4 protein-coding genes and 1 pseudogene are annotated in these 2,745 nt (G+C 50.3%); all 5 read right to left on the bottom strand.

Annotated elements, in window-relative coordinates:
- Positions 1 to 507: pseudogene (locus tag INT22_RS09945) on the bottom strand (cell envelope integrity protein TolA); the annotation flags it as partial.
- Positions 508 to 520: 13 nt separating this feature from the next.
- A complete protein-coding gene (tolR, locus tag INT22_RS09940) occupies positions 521 to 958 on the bottom strand; it encodes a protein TolR (protein WP_089038393.1) in 438 nt (145 codons plus the stop codon).
- A gap of 11 nt (positions 959 to 969) precedes the next feature.
- Entirely contained in the window at positions 970 to 1,650 is a 681-nt protein-coding gene (gene tolQ / locus INT22_RS09935; RefSeq protein ID WP_226912576.1) for a protein TolQ, read from the bottom strand.
- A 166-nt stretch (positions 1,651 to 1,816) separates the two neighbouring features.
- Complete coding sequence (gene ybgC / locus INT22_RS09930) at positions 1,817 to 2,209, bottom strand: tol-pal system-associated acyl-CoA thioesterase (RefSeq protein ID WP_089038394.1); 393 nt, start codon at positions 2,207 to 2,209, stop codon at positions 1,817 to 1,819.
- Positions 2,206 to 2,745: Holliday junction DNA helicase RuvB C-terminal domain-containing protein (locus tag INT22_RS20670; protein WP_319022061.1), on the bottom strand; the 540-nt coding region annotated here is incomplete at its 5' end. The genes ybgC and INT22_RS20670, both read right to left, overlap by 4 nt.

Genomic DNA, 2,745 nt, shown 5'->3' with positions numbered 1-2,745 from the left:
CCGCTGGCGCTGAGCTTCTGCCTCAGCTTCCCGCTGAGCCTCTTCTCTGGCTTGAGCTGCTACTTCTTGCTGTTCGGCTAGACGTTGCGCTTCTTCTTCTCGTCGCTGTGCCTCGGCTTCGGCCTGAGCTTGAGCTTCTTGCAGCTCGCGAGCTTGCTCTTCTGCTCGTGCTTGAGCTTGAGCTTCTTCTCTCGCAGCGGCCTCGTCTGCCTGCTGCTGCAATGCTTCTTGCTCACTTGCATCAGGCTCTGGTGCTGGCTCAGCCTCATCGGGGTCGGTTGAACTATTGAGAGCTGCTTGTTGATCCGTTGTTTGCTGTGCTTGGTCAGTGAATGTTTCAGTACTGACGAAGGTCGCTTGCACAATAGAGGACGAGTCTGGCTCTGCCGTAGAACTTGGCAGACTAACCAAACTAAAAAGCACAACTAATAGATGCACCGCAACCGCCAGGACAGTAGGCCAAGTATAGCCAACATCCTGTGGGTCACGGGGTGGTTTGATTGCCATTTGCGCGCTACGTTTAACCATCTTGTGGCGGCTCAGATAACAGACCTACATTAGCGACACCCGAGCGTTGCAGCGTGCTCATCAATACGACTATTTGTCCGTACGCAACGTTGCGATCGCCGCGAACCATGACAGGTGTTTCAGGTCGTCGCTGTAATATCGCTGTTACTCGCTCTGCCATTTGCTCAAGAGAAACAGCCGTTGAGTCTTCGCCAAGCGTGATGAAATAGCCTCCATCCTGATCGACAGAGATAATAATCGGATCGCTATCGTCTTGGCTTTCGATAGGCTCTGATGTGACTTGAGGTAGATCGACTTGCACCCCTTGAGTGAGCATTGGTGCGGTGATCATAAAGATCACCAGCAAGACCAGCATGACGTCAATAAAGGGGACTACGTTGATTTCAGCCATCGGCTTTTTATTGCCGCTGCGATTAAACGGGCCTTGCATAGCGTACTCCCTTAGCTAGCGCTGGACTTACTTTCACGACCTTGCAAATTACGGTGCAAGATAGCGTGAAATTCCTCGGCAAAGTCTTCATATTTGCCCAACAAACGAGCGGCATCATTCGATAGACGGTTATAGAAAATTACCGCGGGAATAGCTGCAAACAGGCCCATAGCCGTTGCAATTAACGCTTCAGCAATCCAAGGCGCAACGGTTGCCAATGTAGCTTGCTGGGTCATAGAAAGGGATTGAAATGAACCCATAATCCCCCAAACCGTTCCGAACAAGCCAATGTAAGGGCTCGCGGATGCTACCGTTGCGAGAAATACAAGATGCTGCGTTAGGCGGTCTTCTTCCCGAGACCAGGCGACTCGCATACTCCGCTGCACACCTTCTAAGATTGTGTCGGGGTTGCGTGTTTTTGGCATTAAACGATTAAATTCGCGAAAGCCCGCCTGGAAAATATGCTCTGCTCCATAGCGTGGGTCGTCAGCAGGAATTTCTCGGTATAACTCGTTTAAATCGACACCCGACCAAAAAGATTCTTCAAATTGGTTGTATTCCTGTTTTGCCCTGCGTAGGGCAATGCTGCGTTGGAAAATAACCACCCATGAGAGGATTGACCCCACCACCAGCAGTAACATCACCAGCTGAACAACCGTGCTGGCACTCATTATCAAGTGGGGGATGGACATGGTGTTATCGTTCACAGTTACCCTCATCAAGCTATTAATGTCGGAATTTCCGAACAGTGGTGGTATATAAAGGCCATGAAGTACGCACGCTACATCGTGCTATCTACTCCATAGGTTTACACATATCACAGATTTATGCGTGTTCTCGGTGTTCGCCTTAAACGAATCAACCCAGCACCTGCAATGTTTTTGGCCATGCTTTTGGCCGCATCTTATGCGCGCATAAGCAGGCTATCTCGACTGTAGCAGCGCATAAGAGTTCCTCATCTCGCTGCACTTGCTGCAAAAAAGTCATCCGGCATCGACCAACATTCTCAATATTTGTACTGACAATAAGTGAGTCATCCAAGCGTGCCGGCTTGCTGTAGTGACAGGCCAAGCGATATACCACTAGCTGGGTGCCATCGTCTAGCAAAGTTTGCTGATTAAGGCCTAGCGTACGTAACCATTCGCTGCGGGCGCGCTCCATAAACTTCAAGTAGTTAACGTAGTAGACAATTCCACCGGCGTCAGTATCTTCCATATAGACGCGCACCGGCATCGTGAACCCATTATTCATGGGCGCCGCTCTCCTTCTGGATCAATAGCATGTTCGTGAGGCGTTTTGTTGAAGTGTAGCCACGCTTGTCGCGTCACTACGCGCCCCCTTGGCGTGCGCATCATTAATCCTTGCTGAATTAAATAAGGTTCAATGACATCTTCAATGGTACCGCGTTCTTCACTAATAGCGGCTGAGATTGAGTCAATCCCAACAGGTCCGCCATCAAATTTATCGATCATTGCCAACAAGAGCCGCCGGTCCATATGATCCAGCCCATGGTGATCGACATTTAGCATGTTGAGTGCCGCATCGGCGAGAGTAACATCAACAATGCCATTGCCCTTTATTTCTGCATAGTCACGTACGCGACGCAGCAGCCTATTGGCAATACGCGGGGTGCCTCTGGAGCGCTTGGCAACCTCCACAGCACCTTCATGGCTCGTTTCAACACCTAGCAAGCGGGCTGAGCGAGTGACAATCTCAGTCAGCTCTTCAAGGTTGTAAAACTCCAAGCGTTGCACAATGCCAAAGCGATCACGTAATGGAGAGGTTAG

The sequence above is a fragment of the Halomonas sp. 3D7M genome, assembly GCF_014897885.1.
In the GTDB taxonomy this organism is placed as follows: Bacteria; Pseudomonadota; Gammaproteobacteria; order Pseudomonadales; family Halomonadaceae; genus Vreelandella.
This window is presented reverse-complemented; position numbering and strand designations above follow the sequence as displayed.

Coding starts and splice junctions, on each gene's coding strand:
- ybgC (WP_089038394.1), bottom strand. CDS start 2,209: ATGAATAATGGGTTCACGATGCCGGTGCGCGTCTATATGGAAGATACT.
- tolQ (WP_226912576.1), bottom strand. CDS start 1,650: ATGTCCATCCCCCACTTGATAATGAGTGCCAGCACGGTTGTTCAGCTG.
- tolR (WP_089038393.1), bottom strand. CDS start 958: ATGCAAGGCCCGTTTAATCGCAGCGGCAATAAAAAGCCGATGGCTGAA.